Annotated in this window: 15 protein-coding genes; 5 read left to right on the top strand and 10 right to left on the bottom strand. The window is 72.0% G+C overall.

Annotated features, from left to right (window positions below):
• Window positions 1–11: 11 nt before the first annotated feature.
• The 4 genes from ACFSZT_RS12640 to ACFSZT_RS12625 form a co-directional block, all read right to left on the bottom strand.
• Entirely contained in the window at window positions 12–431 is a 420-nt protein-coding gene (locus ACFSZT_RS12640; protein ID WP_377394269.1) for a response regulator, read from the bottom strand.
• Between the two features lie 201 nt (window positions 432–632).
• On the bottom strand, window positions 633–1,481 hold the full coding sequence (locus ACFSZT_RS12635; protein ID WP_377394271.1) for an SAM-dependent methyltransferase: 849 nt from the start codon (window positions 1,479–1,481) through the stop codon (window positions 633–635).
• Between the two features lie 112 nt (window positions 1,482–1,593).
• Window positions 1,594–2,379: a ParA family protein gene (locus tag ACFSZT_RS12630; protein ID WP_377394273.1), complete on the bottom strand. Its 786-nt coding sequence runs from the start codon at window positions 2,377–2,379 to the stop codon at window positions 1,594–1,596.
• On the bottom strand, window positions 2,376–3,947 hold the full coding sequence (locus tag ACFSZT_RS12625) for a CYTH and CHAD domain-containing protein (RefSeq protein ID WP_377394275.1): 1,572 nt from the start codon (window positions 3,945–3,947) through the stop codon (window positions 2,376–2,378). The genes ACFSZT_RS12630 and ACFSZT_RS12625 overlap by 4 nt, the downstream gene beginning before the upstream one ends.
• A 154-nt stretch (window positions 3,948–4,101) precedes the next feature.
• Here ACFSZT_RS12625 and ACFSZT_RS12620 point away from each other — a divergent pair, with 154 nt between their 5' ends.
• Window positions 4,102–4,935: an MEDS domain-containing protein gene (locus ACFSZT_RS12620; RefSeq protein WP_377394277.1), complete on the top strand. Its 834-nt coding sequence runs from the start codon at window positions 4,102–4,104 to the stop codon at window positions 4,933–4,935.
• Between the two features lie 3 nt (window positions 4,936–4,938).
• Here the strand turns inward: ACFSZT_RS12620 and ACFSZT_RS12615 are convergent, their stop codons facing one another.
• On the bottom strand, window positions 4,939–6,003 hold the full coding sequence (locus ACFSZT_RS12615; protein ID WP_377394280.1) for a YihY/virulence factor BrkB family protein: 1,065 nt from the start codon (window positions 6,001–6,003) through the stop codon (window positions 4,939–4,941).
• Between the two features lie 24 nt (window positions 6,004–6,027).
• On the opposite strand from ACFSZT_RS12615, the gene ACFSZT_RS12610 reads away from it, so the two are divergent.
• Window positions 6,028–6,867 carry an aldo/keto reductase gene (locus tag ACFSZT_RS12610; RefSeq protein ID WP_377394282.1) on the top strand — a complete coding sequence of 280 codons (840 nt, stop codon included), beginning with the start codon at window positions 6,028–6,030 and terminating at the stop codon, window positions 6,865–6,867.
• Window positions 6,868–6,873: 6 nt separating this feature from the next.
• On the opposite strand, the gene ACFSZT_RS12605 is transcribed toward ACFSZT_RS12610, so the two are convergent.
• The 5 genes from ACFSZT_RS12605 to ACFSZT_RS12585 are packed head-to-tail and all read right to left on the bottom strand — an operon-like array spanning window position 6,874 to window position 12,529.
• Window positions 6,874–7,971, bottom strand: a complete 1,098-nt coding sequence (locus tag ACFSZT_RS12605) for an acyl-CoA dehydrogenase family protein (protein WP_377394283.1) — start codon at window positions 7,969–7,971, stop codon at window positions 6,874–6,876.
• A gap of 1 nt (window position 7,972) precedes the next feature.
• Window positions 7,973–8,929: an acyl-CoA dehydrogenase family protein gene (locus tag ACFSZT_RS12600; protein WP_377478242.1), complete on the bottom strand. Its 957-nt coding sequence runs from the start codon at window positions 8,927–8,929 to the stop codon at window positions 7,973–7,975.
• The gene (locus ACFSZT_RS12595) at window positions 8,926–10,119 is read right to left on the bottom strand and encodes an acyl-CoA dehydrogenase family protein (protein ID WP_377394287.1); all 1,194 of its coding nucleotides are present in this window, start codon (window positions 10,117–10,119) and stop codon (window positions 8,926–8,928) included. Before ACFSZT_RS12595 ends, ACFSZT_RS12600 begins: the two co-directional genes overlap by 4 nt.
• A complete protein-coding gene (locus ACFSZT_RS12590; RefSeq protein ID WP_377394290.1) occupies window positions 10,119–10,964 on the bottom strand; it encodes an enoyl-CoA hydratase in 846 nt (281 codons plus the stop codon). Before ACFSZT_RS12590 ends, ACFSZT_RS12595 begins: the two co-directional genes overlap by 1 nt.
• Window positions 10,961–12,529 carry a FadD3 family acyl-CoA ligase gene (locus tag ACFSZT_RS12585; RefSeq protein WP_377394292.1) on the bottom strand — a complete coding sequence of 523 codons (1,569 nt, stop codon included), beginning with the start codon at window positions 12,527–12,529 and terminating at the stop codon, window positions 10,961–10,963. Before ACFSZT_RS12585 ends, ACFSZT_RS12590 begins: the two co-directional genes overlap by 4 nt.
• 72 nt (window positions 12,530–12,601) lie before the next feature.
• Here ACFSZT_RS12585 and ACFSZT_RS12580 point away from each other — a divergent pair, with 72 nt between their 5' ends.
• From ACFSZT_RS12580 to ACFSZT_RS12570, 3 genes are read left to right on the top strand one after another with little or no spacing between them, the layout of a single operon-like run.
• Window positions 12,602–13,747 (top strand): acyl-CoA dehydrogenase family protein, encoded by a 1,146-nt coding sequence (locus tag ACFSZT_RS12580; RefSeq protein WP_377394294.1) that lies wholly within the window; start codon window positions 12,602–12,604, stop codon window positions 13,745–13,747.
• Window positions 13,744–14,559 (top strand): SDR family oxidoreductase, encoded by an 816-nt coding sequence (locus ACFSZT_RS12575; RefSeq protein ID WP_377394296.1) that lies wholly within the window; start codon window positions 13,744–13,746, stop codon window positions 14,557–14,559. Before ACFSZT_RS12580 ends, ACFSZT_RS12575 begins: the two co-directional genes overlap by 4 nt.
• Before the next feature lie 8 nt (window positions 14,560–14,567).
• Window positions 14,568–15,722 carry an acetyl-CoA C-acetyltransferase gene (locus ACFSZT_RS12570; RefSeq protein WP_377394298.1) on the top strand — a complete coding sequence of 385 codons (1,155 nt, stop codon included), beginning with the start codon at window positions 14,568–14,570 and terminating at the stop codon, window positions 15,720–15,722.
• Window positions 15,723–15,766: the final 44 nt, after the last annotated feature.

The raw sequence follows: 15,766 nt of genomic DNA, 5'->3' as shown, positions 1-15,766 counted from the left end.
GTGAACGGGGCCTACCCTGGCGAATCGATGTCGAACACGGTCTGGCCCGCGGCGACGCGGCGGATCGTGTCGAGGAGGTCGGTCAGCAGTCCGGCCTTGAGCAGCACGCCTGCGCCACCGGCGTCGGCGACCCGGCGGCTGAGGTCGCGGTCGGCGGCCCCGGTGAAGACGAGCACGCGCGTGCCGGGTGCCTGATCCCGGAGCCGGGAGATCGCGGCGATGCCGTCACCGTCGGGCAGCCTGCGGTCGAGCAGCACCACATCAGGGCGGTGGGTGCCGACGTCGTCGACCGCCTGCCGGATGGACGTCGCCTGCCCGATCAGTTCGATGTCCTCGACCGACGCGAACGCGGAGTCGAGCGCCATGGCCACCATCGAGTGGTCCTCGACCAGGAGCAGCCGGATCGGGCCCACCGACCGCGGTGTGGACACGCCCACCACCTCCCGGGCGGCGTCTGCGGGCCGCCCAGCCGCAACACTGCACGCAAATCCGGAGTCTAAGCCGGGTACCGCCGGTGAGCGACCCGCCGCGGCGTCGTCGGAGCAGAACATCGGGCGAGGCACCCGCCGAGCGGCGAGCCGATGTCCACCGGCCGCGCGGGCCTGCCGGGCGCGACACCCCGGATCGATGCGTCAGGGTTTGCGGCCCAGTGCCGCGAACGCGCTGCTGGCCGGCGGGTTGGACCGGAATTCCTCGGTCGCCGGTGAGGGCAGCTCATCCGGCTTCCACTCGGGGATCCACACCAGACCCGGGTCGACGAGGTCGAACCCGGCGAAGAAGCGCCCGAATTCCTCGCGCGTGCGCATGAACAACGCCGAACTCGACCGCTCGTACTGCCGGCGGATCTGCTCGCGCTGTTCCTCGCCCTCGGCGGGCACCCCGTCGGCGGTCAGGTGCGTCGACAGCAGGTACGACCCGGACGGCAGCCGGTCGCGGTAGCGTGCCACGACGCCGTGCGGGTCGTCGTCGGGCCCGAAGAAGTACAGCACGTTCACCACGATCAGCCCGATCGGGCGCGTGGGGTCCAGCACGCCGGTGCCCTGCGCGCGCTCCCACACCTCGTCGACATCGCGCAGGTCGGCGTGCAGCACCGCGTGCCGCCCCGGATCGCCCTCCCGCTCCAGCAGCACCTTCGAATGCGCGACCGCGACAGGTTCATTGTCGACATAGACACAGCGACTGCCCGGGTTCACCGAGTCGGCGATCTCGTGGACGTTGCCGACCGTCGGAACCCCGGAGCCGAGATCGAGGAACTGGGTGATCCCCTGCCGGGCGAGGTAGTGCACGCCCCGGCCGAGGAACTCCCGGCCCACCTTGGCCATCGTGCGCACCATCGGAAACGTCTCGATGGCCTTCGCACCGAACTCCCGGTCGATGGCCCAGTTCGTCGTGCCCCCGAGGAACCAGTCGTAGATCCGGGCCGGATTGGGCCGCTCCAGATCCACGCCCTCGGGCACGAACTCCGGATCACTCGGCGACATGGGACCTCCTCGACGATCGGCTCCAAGATCACCCTATCGGGACCAGCCGTCCCGTCCCAACGCCCGCCGAGGATCGGCCTCACGGTGCCGGCCGAACGGCGACTCGCTCGGCTCACCGCTGCGGCGTGGCCCCGGCCTGCTCCACACCGAGCAGCCCGACGAGCTCCGTCCACAGTGACTGGTAGGCACGCGTGGCCGGACTGCGTGGCGCGTACACCGGCAGCGGTGCGCGATGCACGGCCATCTGCTCGATCACCGACAGCGCCGGGATCGCGGTGGGGCTGATGCCGTCGCGCTCCCGCGGCAACGTCGCGAGGATCTCGCGGTGCAGCGCCTTACGCCGGTCGGCCATGGAGAAGAACGCGTGCAGCGCCGGGCGATCGCGGTCGAACCCCGCGACGAATTCGGCCAGCTGGTCGTACGTGCGCAGGGCCAGCACGGTCGGGATGATCGGCACGAGCACGACGTCGGCCGCGTGCAGGACGTTCTCCGAGACCAGCGAGAGGCTCGGCGGCGTGTCGAGGAAGACCACGTCGTAGTCGTGCGCGAGGTCGTCGAGCAGCCGGGACAGCGCCCGCGCCGCCTTCTTCGCCTTGGGATGCGCCCGCGCGAGGTCGAGGTCCATGTTGCGGTAGGTGAAGTCGGCGGGCAGCAGGTCGAGACCGGTGAAGTCGGTGCCCTTGAGTGCCGCGTCGATCGGCCGTTCGCCGCGGACGAGCTTGCCGCTGCCGCCCTTCACCCGTGGCTTGATGCGGAACAGGAACGTGGCCGCGCCCTGCGGGTCGAGGTCCCAGAGGAGCGTGCGGCTGCCCTGCCGGGCACTGAGGTAAGCGAGGTTCACCGCCGCCGTCGTCTTGCCCACCCCGCCTTTGACGTTGTACGACGCGACGATCTTCACGGCAGCAGCGCCTCGATCCGCTCCCGCATGTCCTGGCCGAGGAAGGTCTGCAGCGCGGCGGTGAGCTCATGCCGCGCCCGCGCCTGCTTGACCGCGAAGTTGCCGGCGAGCTCACCCATGGCGAGCAGGGTGGCGGCGGGTGGCCGGCCGCGCTCCTGCATCCGTTCGGCGAACGCGCGCAGCGCTTGGCTCTGCACCTCGCCGTCCTGGAAGTCGCCGAGGATGTCTTGCAGCTTCTTGAGCTTCTTCAGCACCGCGGCGTGCTCGGCCTCGGCGCAGAGCGGTTTGGCGAACTCGAGCAGGTACCGCAGCTCCTTGCACCGCTTGCGCAGGTCGTGCACGGCCTCGGCGGGCGACTCCGGTGTGATCGCCGCCGCCTTGCGCGTCACCTTCGCCGCCGTGCGGGTGAGCCGCCGCGCGACGAGAGCCTCCACGGTGGGCAGCTCGTCCGGTTCGGACCGGTCCTGCTCGATCAGCGACGTCAGCCCGGCGCGCCAGCCGTCGAGCAGCCGGGTGAAACGCTGCGACTTCAGCGACCGCGCCAGCGCGCGCCGCGCCTTCTCGCGCTCGGCGTGCAGGTGCTCGGCGAACGGATGCAGGTGCTCGGGCTCGGCGGCGACGAGGCTCGCCGCGAGCTCGTCGAGTTCCAACAGGTAGACGTCGAGGTCACGGGTGGGGGTGGTGACGTCGCCGAGCCACTTGAATCCCGGCGCGTACCGCCCGGCCAGCGGCGAGGGCAGCAGGTCGCCGGCGAGCTTGAGGAGCGTGCGCGTGCGCCGGACGGCGACGCGCAGCTCGTGCAGGAACTCCGTGTCCACGTCGGCGAGCACGCCGTCGACGTTCGCGGTGATCGAGTCGGCGAACGCCCGCAGCGCCGTGGCGACCGCGATGTCGGCGGGCATGCCGCGCGCGATCTCGGCACCACGCGGTTCGGGCGGCAACCCGGCGGCCGCCAGCAGCACGCCGTACAGGTCGGCATCGGCGTCGGCGAACTCGCCGGTGGCCCGCAGCGCCTTGGCGACGCGCTTGGCGTCCTTGTCGTAGCCGAGTAAGGGCAGCACCGACACCCGGGTGAACGGCTCCGTTCTCACCGGCTCCATGCCGGTGACCTCGGTCCATTCGAGCCGGACCACGGTCTTGTCGTCCTCGTCGAGCACGGCCACCTCCCGGGTCACCGTGCGCGCCCGCACCACCGGGGCGACCGCGCGCACCCACATCGCGGCCGCCACCGCGTCGCGGGCCTCGCCGTCGGGCAGCTGCTCGACGCGGGCGGGCCACTGCGGCAGCTCGGTGAGCACCGTGACCGCCGCTCCTCCCGAGTCGCCGTCGCGGCTGACCGTGAGGCTGCCCGGGCCGGACGCGCGCTGGTGTGCAAGCGCGATGCCCTTGCGCCGGAGCCGCCAGTCGACCGTGTCGGCATAGGTCACCGTCCGCACCCGCCTCGGTCCGGTGGACAGGGTGTACCGCCGGCCGCTCCCGGCTTCCAGCGCGGCCAGCACAGCGGCGGGCTCGCCGCGCGTGGGTGGTCCCTGCCAGGTGAGCGTCCTCGGGGGAGAAACGTTCGGCACTGCGCTCCTCGGGGTCTGCCTGCGGAAATCGCGTCATTGTAGTGCGGGATCGACGGACCGCCCGACGAGCAGTCCCGGCCATGGGGGTCCCCGACTGTGCACACCTGTGCGTAATGGGTGTTGTTTTCGTCACATTCAGCCCTACGATGTGCGGGTGCGAGTCTGCGGAGAGGTCGAGAACACCGAACTGCTCGGTCCCTATGCCAACGTGTGCTGGGCGTTCGACCGGCCGCCCGAGTTCGAGCGGCGCGCGCTCCGCTTCCTCGCCGACGGACTGGCCCAGGGCCAGCAGGTGTGGTACATCGCCGACGCACCGGAGCGGGACCTCCTTCGCGTCCTGCGTGGCCTGGCGGGCGCCGACGAGGCGCTCACCTCGGGTGCCGCCAAGGTCGCACCCTTGGGCCGCCGCTACACCAGTCCCGACCCGGAGAGCCAGGTACGGACGTATGCCGACGCGCTGGACGAGGCACTCGCGGACGGGTTCAGCGGGCTCCGGGTCGCCGCCGACGGGACCGGGCTGCTCGAAGGCCGCGGCGGCGTCGACCACCTCGCCCGCTACGAGCATCTCGTCGACCGGCACATGGCACATCGCCCGTTCTCCGCGCTGTGCGCCTACAACCGCCGCCGGCTCGGCCGGGAGCTGGTCGCCGAAGTGGCCTGCATGCACCCGATCACCAACGTCGGCGCCGCACCGTTCCGCCTGTTCGCCACCGACGAGGCCGCCATCGGGCTGTCCGGGGAGCTCGACCTGGCCGCCCAGCGGCTGCTGAGCCTGGCGCTCGAGCGGGCCGACCCGCAGCCGCGGTCGGGCGAACTCGCCATCGACGCCACGGCCGTCACCTTCATGGACCACCGCAGCCTGCTGCTGCTCTCCCGGTTCGCCGAACGCCGGGGCGCCACCGCGGTGGTGCGCACGAAGAGTGCCGTGCCCGCCCGGGTGATGGAGGTCCTCCGGCTGCCCGGGGTTCGCGTCGAGCCGGTGGGCTGAGGGTCACCGCCGGTCGGCGGGTGCCGCTCGCGCCTCCTCCGCCTGGACGTCGGCGCTCACCGCTTCCCGCCGACCCTCGGGCACCGGTGTACCCGTCGTGGTGTCCCGCGAGGTCTGCCGCTCCGACTCGGCGTTGATCTCGGCGCCGAGCAGCACCAGATAGCTGGTGAGGTAGAGCCACAGCATGAGGATCACCACACCGGCCAGGGCGCCGTAGGTCTTGTTGTAGTTGCCGAAGAACGTGACGTAGAGGCTGAACGCGGCACTGGCGATGATCCAGAGCACGGTGACGATGCCGGCCCCGGGGCTCACCCAGCTCCAGCGTGCGGCCGCCCGGTCCGGCCCGACGCGGTACAGCACCGCCAGCGCCGCGGTGAACACCACGATCAGCAGCACCCAGCGGACGACCTCGCCGACGATGCGGCCGACGGTCCCCAGGTCCAGTGCGCTGAACACCCCGGGCACGACGGCCACGAGCGTCAGTGTCAGCAGCGCGAACACGATCATGGCGAGGGTGAGCAGGAGCGCTGTGCCACGCAGCTTCGCGAAGCCGCGGGTCTCCTCCTCGTCGTAGGCCACGTTGATGGCCGACATCAGGTTGCTCACGCCGCTCGAGGTACTCCACAGCGCGGCGAGCAGCGCGACCACCAGCCCGATGGACAGCGCGCCGCCGCCCGCGCTGGTCGCCGCTGTGACCTGCTCGCCCACCAGCTGCCCGGCCGATCCCGGCAGGGCCGACGTCAGCTCGCGGGTCTGTTCGGCGATGCGCTGCGGGTCGGCGACAAGCCCATAGAGCATCAGTGCCGCGATCAGGGCCGGGAACAGGGCCAGGAACCCGAAGAACGCCACCCCGGCCGCGAGGATGGAGATGTTGTCCGTCTTGCCGGCTTTCATGCCGCGGCGCAGCACCTGCCACCAGCCGCGGGGCGGGATCTCGTCCGGCCTGCCCGCGTGCTGGCCGTACCGGCCCGCCGTGGACGTGCGCTCGGTCATGCCCATGGGGTTTCCCATCGGTGCGGCGTCCACACCGGCGGAGGCGGACGTGCCCGGCGGCGCGTCCTCGGGCACACTCGGAGCCGGAGGAGCATTTGCATGACCGACATCGACATCCCGACCGTCACGCTTCCCGGCGGCGTCGCCATGCCCCAGGTGGGCTTCGGCGTGTTCCAGGTGCCACCGCCCGAGACGGCGCAGGCCGTATCCGCCGCGCTCGACGCCGGGTATCGCAGCATCGACACCGCGGCCGCGTACCGCAACGAGGCCGGCGTCGCCAAGGCGATCGCGGACTCCGGCATCCCGAGGCAGGAGCTGTTCCTCACCACGAAGCTGTGGAACAGCGACCACGGCTACGACGCCGCGCTGCGCGCGTTCGACGCGAGCCTGGCCGAGCTCCGCACCGACTACGTCGACCTGTACCTGATCCACTGGCCGGTGCCCGAGCTCGACCTCTACGCCGAGACGTGGCGGGCCCTGGAGCGCCTGCATGCCGAGGGCCGCGCGAAGGCCATCGGTGTCTCCAACTTCCAGCCGCACCACCTCGAGCGGCTCGCGCAGTCCGCCGAGGTGCAGCCCGCCGTGAACCAGGTCGAGCTCCATCCGTATCTGCAGCAGCGCGAGGTCCGGGACTACGACGCCCAGCACGGCATCGTGACGGAGGCGTGGAGCCCGATCGCGAAGGGTGGTGCCCTGCTCACCGACCCGGCCGTCACGGCACTGGCCGAGAAGCACGGCCGCACGGCCGCTCAGGTGGTGCTGCGCTGGCATCTTCAGCTCGGCAACGTCGTGATCCCGAAGTCGGTGACGCCGTCGCGGATGCGGGAGAACCTCGCGCTGTTCGACTTCGCCCTCGACGACGCCGACCTCGCTCAGCTGGCCGACCTCGACCGGGGCGAGCGGACCGGTCCCGACCCGGACACGTTCAACGCGCGCTGAACCGGCTCATCCGATGCGGGCGGCACCCGCGAGCGCGTCGACGTAGCGCTGCGGCGTGCCGAACAACTCGGCGCTGCCGTGGGCTCGTTTGAAGTAGAGGTGCGCGTCGTGCTCCCAGGTGATGGCGATGCCGCCGTGGAGCTGGATCATCTCGGCCGCCACGTGCTGCAGCGCCTCCGAGCACACCACCTTGGCGACGGCCGCGTCGGCAGCGGCCTCGGGGGTGCCGTCCCGCGCCGACAGCACCGCCGCATGACATGCGGAGCGGGCCGCCTCCAGCCGGACGAACGCGTCGGCCATCCGGTGCTTGAGTGCCTGGAAGCTGCCGATCGGCCTGCCGAACTGTCGGCGCTGCGTGCTGTAGCCGACGGTCAGTTCGAGCGCGCGCTCGGCGGCTCCGACCTGCTCCGCCGCGAGCGCCACGAGCACCCGGTCGCGCACGGTGGCCAGGGCGGGCGCGTAGCCACCGGTGTCGAGCCTGCGGGCGGGCACGTCGGCCGCCTCCACGCTGGCGAGCCCGCGGGTGGGGTCGAGCGCCCCGGCGTCGCGGCGCCGCAGCCCGGCATCCTCGAGGTCCACCTCGTACAACCCGGGGCCGTCGTCGTCGCGAGCCACGGCCAGCAGCACGTCGGCGACGGCGCCGTCCAGCACGTAGTGCGCGCTACCGCTCAGCCTGCCGCCGTGCACCGTCAGCGCGGGCGTTCCGACGGCCCAGTCGCCATCGGCGCCGCTCCACGCCACCGCAGCGACCCGGCTGCCGTCGGCGATGCCGGGCAGCAGCCGCTCGCACACCTCGGGCCGGCCGGTGGCGAGCACGGCCAGCGCGGCGAGCACGGGGGAACCGAGCATGGGGCTCGGCGTCAGGGTGCGACCGAGTTCGTGCTGCACGACGCACACCTCGGCCAGGCTCGCCCCGGCTCCCCCGTACTCCTGGGGGATCGCCAGTGCCGCGACGCCGATCTGCTCGCACAGCACCGACCACAGTTTGTCGTCGTATCCGAGCGGCGTCTCGACGGCTGCGCGGACGTCGGAACGCTTGACGAGCAGCCCGCGCACCGCGTCGCGGAGTGCCTTCGCCTCGTCCGTGCTCAGTGGGTCGGACATGTCAGATCCCTCCCAGTGCGGCGAGCACGCGTGCCCGGTGGAAGGCGGCGCCGCCCCACGCCGCGACGAGTGCCCGCACCTTCATCAGCCACAGCCCGAGGTCGTGCTCGGCGGTGTAGCCGACGGCACCGTGGACCTGCAGTGCCGTGCGGGCGGCGAGATGGGCGGCCCGGCCCGCGGCGACCTTGGCGGCCGAGGTGTCCCGGATGACGTCCGTGCGCTCCTGGACGGCGACCGCGGCGCCGTACACGAGCGGGCGGGCGAGCTCCAACTGGGTGGCGACGTCGGCGAGCAGGTGCTTCACGGCCTGGTACGAGCCGATCGGCCTGCCGTACTGGTGCCGGTGCTTCGCGTACTCGGTCGCCAGTTCCAGCAGCCGCCGGCCTGCGCCGAGCAGCTGGGCGGACACCGCGAGCACGCCGGTCTCGAACGGCCCGGCGCCGCACTCCCCGAGCGTCTCACCCGGACCGTCCACTGTGAACAGTCTGCGCGCGGGGTCGAGGGACCGGGTGGGCTCGCCGGGTTCGACCCGCTCCACCAGACCGTCCCGCACCCGAAGCACGAGGCCGGCGACGTCGGCGTCCAGCGCGCGCGGCACCTCGGGCGGCAAGGCGACGGTCACGATCAGCTCCCCTGCCGCGAGTGCGGGCAGCCGGTCCCCCACGGGCAGGGCCGGCGCGACGGCGACGCTCTCCACGAGCGGGCCCGGCACGGCGTGGTAGCCGAGCGCCTCGAACGCCACCACGGCGTCGGCGGCCTCGGCGCCGACGCCGCCGTGCTCCTCCGGGACCAGCAACGCACCGATCCCGAGGTCGTGCAGGTCCCGCCACAGCTTCAGGCCCGGCTCGTGCCTGCCCTGTGCCCACGCCCGCGCGGCGGCGCGGGTGTCGGCGCCCGCGAGCAGATCGTGCAGGCTCGCCGAGAACTGGCGCTGCTCCGGTGAGAGCGCGAACCTCATCGCGGCTCCCTCGGCAGACCGAGCAGCCGCTCGGCGACGATGTTGCGCTGGATCTGGTCGGTGCCGCCGTAGATCGGCCCCGCGAGCGAGAACAGGTAGCCGTCGCCCCAGGGACCGGCGAGCTCGCCGTCCGGGCCGAGCAGGTCGAGCGCGGTCTCGTGCAGCTCGACGTCCAGCGCGGACCAGAACAGCTTGTTGACGCTGGACTCGGGTCCGAGGTCGCCGCCCTCGGCCAGCCGGGTGACGGTGCCGTAGGTGTAGAGCTGGTAGGCGCGTGCCCCGAGCCAGGCGTCCGCCACCCGCTCCGCCGTCGCCGCGGACGCTCCCCGCTCCCGCCACAGCCGCACCAGGCGATCGGCCGCGGCGAGGAACCGGCCGGGGCTGCGCAGCGAGAGCCCGCGCTCGTTGTTCGCCGTGGTCATCGCGACCCGCCAGCCGTCACCGGGCTCGCCGATCACGTCGGCGTCGGGCACGAACACCTCGTCGAGGAAGATCTCGGCGAAGCCCGGCTCCCCGTCGAGTTGCGGGATGGGCCGGACGGTCACGCCGTCGGCGCGCAGGTCGAACATCAGGTACGTCAGGCCACCGTGCCTGCCGGCACCGGAGGCACCAGCACCGTGCCCGCCGGCACTCGAGGCACCAGCACCGTGCCTGCCGGGGTCCGGGTCGCTGCGGAACAGCCCGAACGCCTTGTCGGCGAACGCGGCCCGCGAGCTCCACGTCTTCTGCCCGGACAGCAGCCAGCCGCCGTCGGTGCGCACCGCACGGCTGCGCAGGGCCGCGATGTCGCTGCCTGCCTCCGGCTCCGACCACGCCTGCGCCCACACCTGCTCACCGCGTGCCATGGCGGGCAGGATGCGGTCGCGCTGTTCCCGCGTGCCGTGCGCGAAGAGGGTGGGCGCGAGCATGAAAATGCCGTTCTGGCCGACCCTCCCCGGCGCGCCGGCGGCGTAGTACTCCTCCTCGAACAGCAGCCACTGCACCAGGGAGGCGTCCCGGCCGGTGTACTCACGCGGCCAGGTGACCACCGACAACCGCGCGTCGGCGAGCGTGGCTTCCCATTCGCGGTGGGCGTCGAATCCCTCCGCGGTGTCCATCGACGGTAGCGCGGGGCGTGGCACGTTGGCCGCGAGCCACGCCCGCACCTCGTCGCGGAACGCCGCGGACTCGGCGTCGATCTCCAGGTCCACTAGCGTGCCCCGTTCGCGTGACGCATCGAGGCCGCGGTCTGCCCGCCCAGCGAATCGGCGGACGTTTCGGCGTTGTGGGCGTGGGCGAAGTGGTGCAGGCCGAACACGGAGTCCATTCCGGACCGCATGCCCATGAGATCCTCGGCTTGGTTGACGGCTTTCTTGGCCAGTGCCAGGCCGAACGGCGGCATCTCGGCGATCGTCCCGGCCAGCTCGAGCGTGTGCTTCTCCAGCTCGTCCCGGGGGACCACGTGGCTCACCATGCCCCATTCCCGGGCGCGGTGGGCGTCGAATCGCCCGCCCGTGAACAGCACTTCCTTCGCGGCCCTCGGGCCGAGCACCCACGGGTGCGCGAAGTACTCCACACCGGGAATTCCCATGCGCACCACGGGATCGGCGAAGAAGGCGTCGTCGGCCGCGACGATCAGGTCGCACACCCACGCCAGCATCAGCCCGCCCGCGATGCACGCGCCCTGCACGGAGGCGATCATCGGCTTGGGAATCTCGCGCCACCGCCTGCACATGCCGAGGTACACCTCGGACTCGCGCGCGAACCGCCGGTCGCCGCCCTCCCGGCCGGTGTGGTCCCACCACACCACCGCCCGGCGGTCGAACGACACGTCGGCGTCCCGGCCGGGCGAGCCGATGTCGTGCCCGGCGGAGAAGTGCTTGCCCTCCCCCGCGAGCACGATGACGGAGATCTCCGGGTCGTCCACGGCGCGGGTGAACGCGTCGTCGAGCGCGTAGGTCATCGCGGAGTTCTGCGCGTTGCGGTACTCCGGACGGTTCATGGTCACGATGGCGACGGCGCCCCGGCGTTCGTAGCGCACCACCTCGTCGGTCATACCGTGCTCTCCTCGCTTTCCTTGCCCAGCAGGCGTTTGAGGACCTTCCCCGAGGCGTTGCGCGGGAGTTCCGGCACGAATTCCACCGACCGGGGCCGTTTGTAGTTCGCGAGCCGTTCGGCGCAGAACGCGAGCACGGCGTCCTCGGTCAGATCCCCATCGGACACCACGAAGGCCTTGCCGACCTCCCCGAGTCGCTCGTCCGGCACCCCGACGACGGCCACGTCGCGAACCCCGGGCAGCCGCGCCAGCGCCTGCTCGATCTCTGCGGGGTAGACGTTGAACCCGCCGCAGATGTACATGTCCTTGAGCCGGTCGGTGATGGTGAGGTTGCCGTCGGGGTCGAGCGTGCCGACGTCGCCGGTGTGCAGCCAGCCGCCGGCGTCGACGGCCTTGGCGGTGGCCTCCGGATCGTCGAGGTAGCCGAGCATCACGTTCGGCCCGCGCAGGAGCACCTCGCCGCGGTCACCGATCCGCACCTCGAAACCCGCGGCGGACCGGCCACTGCTGTGTGCGATGGTTCGCAGGTCGTCGCCGGGCCTGCACATCGTGGCGACCACGGCCTCGGTGAGCCCGTACGCGGTGAGCACGGTGCGGAAGCCGAGGTCGGTGCTCATCCGCTCCACCAGCGTCACCGGCACCGTGGCGGCGCCGGTGACCGCGAGCCGCAGCGACGAGAGGTCGCGCCCCTGGCGGCCGGGGTGGTGCAGCAGGGTCTGGAAGACCGTCGGCGCGGCGGGCAGCACCGATACGCGTTCCCGCTCGATGAGATCCAGCGTGTCCCCGGCGTCGAAGACGGCCTGCGGCAGCATCGTCGCTCCGGTGAGCAGGCACACGAGGATGCCTGCCTTGTAGCCGAAGCTGTGGAAGAACGGGTTGACGACGAGGTAACGGTCGCCGGCGGTCACCTCACCGCGTTCCGCCCAGGCCGCGGCGACGCCGAGCGCCTGCCGGTGCGCCGAGAGCACGCCCTTGCTCCGGCCCGTGGTGCCCGAGGTGAACAGGATGTCACTGATGTCGTCGCCGCCGACGGCGTCGGCCCTCGCCTCGGCCTCCGCGAGCGGTGTGTCCTCGGCGACGGCGGCGAGGTCGCCCCAGTCGAGCACGCCGGGCTCCGGGGCGAGCGGCCCGGGCAGCGGCACCCGGATGATCGTGCCCAGCTCCGGGAGCCCGGCCTCGCCCGCGGCGTCGCGGATGGCGGCGAGCCGGTCGGCACCGAGGAAGTCGCCGGCCACGACGAGCGCCCGGGCGCGGCTGCGGCGAAGCAGGTCCACCGTCTCGGTTCCGGTGAACCGGGTGTTGACGGGCACGAGTGTCGCGCCCGCGTAGTGGGCGCCGAGTGCGGCGACCACCCAGTGGTGTGTGTTCGGCGCATTGACGGCCACCCGATCGCCGGGCCGGACACCGCGCGCGACGAAGACTCTCGCCATGATGCGAACGTGTTCCAGTAGATCGCGGTAACTCAGCCGCACGGGACCGTCCACGACGGCCTCGCATGTCCCGAACCGTTCGGCGGCAACCCTGACAGCGGCCGGAATCGACGGCGGAACCCACACCTCGGCCATCTCGCTCCCTCGCTGGACGCGAAATCTAGAACGTGTTCTCATTATGCTAGCGCACGGTAGCAGGAGGTGTGGGTGGAAGACCACGAACGATTCCGGCGCGAGGTGGCCGGCTGGCTGGCCGACAACCTCACCGGCGAGTTCGCGCGGCTGCGAGGACTCGGGGGCCCCGGCCGGGAACACGAGGCGTTCGAGTTGCGGCTCGCCTGGGAGCGCCACCTGGCGGCCGCGGGATGGACCTGCGTCGGCTGGCCGCGCGAGTTCGGGGGCCGGGGGCTCAGTCTCGCCGAACAGGTGATCTTCCACGAGGAGTACGCCGCCTCCGGCGCACCCGCGCGTGTGAGCCACCTCGGCGAGCAACTGCTCGGCCCGACCCTCATCGCGTTCGGCACCCCGGCCCAGCAACGGCGTTTCCTGCCGAGGATCGTCGCCGCCGACGAACTGTGGTGCCAGGGCTACTCCGAACCCGGCGCCGGCTCCGACCTCGCCGCCGTGTCCACCTCCGCCCGACTCGACGGCGACGAGTGGGTCGTCAACGGGCAGAAGATCTGGACGTCGCTGGCGCACGTCGCCGACTGGTGCTTCGTCCTCGCCCGCACCGAACCCGGCTCGCAACGCCACCACGGCCTGTCGTACCTGCTCGTCCCGCTGAAGCAGCCGGGCGTCACCGTGCGGCCGATCCGCCAGCTCACCGGGACATCGGAGTTCAACGAGGTGTTCTTCGACGACGCGCGCACCGCCGCCGATCTGGTGGTCGGCGAGCCCGGCGACGGCTGGCGGGTCGCGATGGGCACGCTCGGTTTCGAGCGTGGCGTCTCCACGTTGGGCCAGCAGATCGGGTTCCGTCGGGAGCTCGAGGGCATCGTCGAGCAGGCCAGGGCGGCCGGCACGCTCGACGACCCGGTGCTGCGCGCCGAGCTGACGCGCGCCTGGATCGGCCTGCGCGTCCTGCGGGCCCACGCGCTGCGCACGCTCGGCAAGGAGCCGGGCCCGGAGGTCGCCGTGGGCAAGCTGCTGTGGGCCGGCTGGCATCGCGGCCTCGGCGAGCTGGCGATGCGGGCGCGCGGCGCGCGGTCGATCGTCACCGGCGGCGACCTCGACGAGTGGCAGCGCCTGTTCCTGTTCAGCCGCGCCGACACCATCTACGGCGGCTCCGACGAGATCCAGCGCACCATCATCGCCGAGCGGGTGCTCGGCCTGCCGAAAGAGGAGCGACGATGAACCCCGGTACGGAGCGTGTGCACACCCCGCCAGGTGCGGCCGCCGTCCCGGACTACCCACCCGCACACGATCTGCTGAGCGGCAAAATCGTCGTCGTCACCGCCGCCGCCGGAACGGGCATCGGCTCCGCCGTGGCGAAGCGCTGCCTCGAGGAAGGCGCGAGCGTCGTGATCAGCGACCGGCACGAACGACGGCTGGCGGCGAAAGCGGCCGAACTCGCCGAGCTCGGCAAGGTGCACGCCATCCCGTGCGACGTCACCGACGAGAGTCAGGTACAGGCACTCGTCGACGGCGCCGCCGACCATTTCGGACACATCGACGTCCTCGTGAACAACGCCGGACTCGGCGGCACGAAGTCCATTCTGGACATGACCGACGAGGAGTGGTCGCGCGTCATCGACATCACGTTGAACGGCACGTTCCGCTGCACCCGGGCGGCGCTGCGCCGGTTCGTCGCGCAGGGCGGCGGTGGCGTGATCGTCAACAACGCCTCGGTGATCGGCTGGCGGGCCCAGGCGGGCCAGGCACACTACGCGGCCGCCAAGGCGGGTGTCATGGCCCTCACCCGCTGTTCGGCCATCGACGCAGCAGCGCACGGCGTGCGCGTCAACGCCGTGGCACCGAGTCTGGCGGCGCACCCGTTCCTGGCGAAGGTGACGAGTGAGGAGCTGCTCGACGAGCTCGCCCGTAGGGAGGCGTTCGGCCGCGCAGCCGAGCCATGGGAGGTCGCCAACGTCATGGTCTTCCTCGCCAGCGACTACGCCACCTACCTCACCGGCGAAACCGTGTCCGTCTCAAGCCAGCACCCCTAGGAGATCCCGTGGCCGAGGCCTACCTCGTCGACGCCGCCCGCACGCCGGTAGGCAAACGTGGCGGCGGACTGTCCGCGGTGCACCCCGCCGATCTCGCCGCCCACGTCATCGGCGCGATCATCGACCGCACGGGCATCGACCCCTCCACTGTGGACGACGTGATCCTGGGGTGCACGGACACGCTCGGCGCGCAGGCGGGCAACATCGCCCGGACGGCGTGGCTCGCGGCCGATCTGCCGGACCACGTCCCGGGCGTGACGGTCGACCGGCAGTGCGGGTCGAGTCAGCAGGCCGTGCACTTCGCCGCACAGGCCGTGCTGTCCGGCACGATGGACGCCGTGGTGGCAGGCGGTGTGCAGAACATGAGCCAGATCCCGATCAGCGCCGCCATGCTCGCCGGCCGCGCGTTCGGGATCGACGACCCGTTCTCCGGCTCGAAGGGCTGGCAGGGGCGCTACGGCAGCGCGGAGATCTCCCAATTCCGCAGTGCCGACATGATCGCCGAGCACTGGGACATCTCCCGGGAACAGATGGAGGAGTTCGCCTACCGCAGCCACCGGCGCGCGCTCGCGGCGATCGACGAGGGACGGTTCACGCGGGAGATCGTGCCGGTCGACGGCATGACGCGCGACGAGGGGCCCAGGCCGGACACGACACCGGAGAAGATGGCGGCACTCCCGCCGTTGAGCGACGGGTCGCGGCTGACCGCGGCGGTGGCGAGTCAGATCTCCGACGGCGCGAGCGCCGCGCTCGTCGCGTCGGAGTCGTTCGTGCGCGAGCACGGGCTCACGCCGCGAGCCCGCATCCACCACCTGTCGGTGCGCGCGGCCGACCCGGTGTGGATGCTCACCGGGCCCGTCCCCGCGACGGCACACGCGCTGCGCCGAACCGGTCTGGCTATCGACGACATCGACCTGTTCGAGGTCAACGAAGCGTTCGCGAGCGTGGTGCTGGCGTGGCTCGACGAGACCGGTGCCGACCCGGACCGCGTCAACGTCAACGGCGGCGGCATCGCCCTCGGCCACCCCATCGGTGCCACGGGCACGAAACTGCTCGCGACCCTGCTGAACGAACTGGAACGACGGCGCGGCCGGTACGGCCTGCAGACCATGTGCGAAGGCGGCGGAACGGCGAACGTCACCATCATCGAGCGCCTGGGCTGAGGGCCGTCCGGTCTCGGCCCGGGCGGCCCGTCACCGTTCGGTGC

The sequence above is a fragment of the Prauserella oleivorans genome (genome assembly GCF_042685745.1).
Classification (GTDB): Bacteria; Actinomycetota; Actinomycetes; order Mycobacteriales; family Pseudonocardiaceae; genus Prauserella_A; species Prauserella_A oleivorans.
This window is presented reverse-complemented; position numbering and strand designations above follow the sequence as displayed.

Excerpts from the sequence above, each read along its gene's own strand:
- ACFSZT_RS12600 (WP_377478242.1), bottom strand. The coding sequence starts at position 8,929 with ATGAGGTTCGCGCTCTCACCGGAGCAGCGCCAGTTCTCGGCGAGCCTG.
- ACFSZT_RS12590 (WP_377394290.1), bottom strand. The coding sequence starts at position 10,964 with ATGACCGACGAGGTGGTGCGCTACGAACGCCGGGGCGCCGTCGCCATC.
- ACFSZT_RS12585 (WP_377394292.1), bottom strand. The coding sequence starts at position 12,529 with ATGGCCGAGGTGTGGGTTCCGCCGTCGATTCCGGCCGCTGTCAGGGTT.
- ACFSZT_RS12575 (WP_377394296.1), top strand. The coding sequence starts at position 13,744 with ATGAACCCCGGTACGGAGCGTGTGCACACCCCGCCAGGTGCGGCCGCC.
- ACFSZT_RS12635 (WP_377394271.1), bottom strand. The coding sequence starts at position 1,481 with ATGTCGCCGAGTGATCCGGAGTTCGTGCCCGAGGGCGTGGATCTGGAG.
- ACFSZT_RS12605 (WP_377394283.1), bottom strand. The coding sequence starts at position 7,971 with ATGTCCGACCCACTGAGCACGGACGAGGCGAAGGCACTCCGCGACGCG.
- ACFSZT_RS12610 (WP_377394282.1), top strand. The coding sequence starts at position 6,028 with ATGACCGACATCGACATCCCGACCGTCACGCTTCCCGGCGGCGTCGCC.